This is a genomic window from Paraclostridium sordellii, from assembly GCF_000953675.1.
Lineage (GTDB): Bacteria > Bacillota > Clostridia > Peptostreptococcales > Peptostreptococcaceae > Paraclostridium > Paraclostridium sordellii.
The window spans coordinates 3,381,835-3,382,276 of the sequence record NZ_LN679998.1; the positions used below are offsets into that span (position 1 = coordinate 3,381,835).

Below are 442 nucleotides of genomic sequence, written 5' to 3' on the forward strand. Positions count from 1 at the left end.
ACGTGGAGGATTTCCCGAGCGGCCAAAGGGGGCAGACTGTAAATCTGTTGTCACTGACTTCGGTGGTTCGAATCCACCATCCTCCACCAACTTAATAAATGCGGGTGTAGCTCAATGGTAGAGTTCCGGCCTTCCAAGCCGGCTGTGAGGGTTCGATCCCCTTCACCCGCTCCAAAAATGTTTCCAATAATGTGGGTGCATAGCTCAGCTGGATAGAGCAACGCCCTTCTAAGGCGTGTGTCCGGGGTTCGAATCCCTGTGCGCTCACCACTTTATAGGGGATTCGCCAAGTCGGTAAGGCATAGCACTTTGACTGCTACATGCGTAGGTTCGAGTCCTGCATCCCCTGCCAAAAAACTTAATGACCCATTAGCTCAGTCGGTAGAGCACCTGACTTTTAATCAGGGTGTCCCGCGTTCGAGTCGCGGATGGGTCACCAACA

5 tRNA genes are annotated in these 442 nt (G+C 52.9%); all 5 read left to right on the plus strand.

Annotated features, from left to right (window positions below):
* Positions 1-4 precede the first annotated feature (4 nt).
* The 5 genes from ATCC9714_RS16545 (at position 5) to ATCC9714_RS16565 (ending at position 439) form a co-directional block, all read left to right on the plus strand.
* Positions 5-89 (plus strand) — tRNA-Tyr (locus tag ATCC9714_RS16545).
* An 11-nt stretch (positions 90-100) separates the two neighbouring features.
* Positions 101-174, plus strand: a tRNA-Gly gene (locus ATCC9714_RS16550).
* Positions 175-193: 19 nt separating this feature from the next.
* Positions 194-270: transfer RNA gene (locus tag ATCC9714_RS16555), tRNA-Arg, on the plus strand.
* A gap of 6 nt (positions 271-276) precedes the next feature.
* A tRNA-Gln gene (locus ATCC9714_RS16560) sits at positions 277-352 on the plus strand.
* A gap of 11 nt (positions 353-363) precedes the next feature.
* Positions 364-439 (plus strand) — tRNA-Lys (locus tag ATCC9714_RS16565).
* The last annotated feature ends 3 nt before the right edge of the window (positions 440-442 follow it).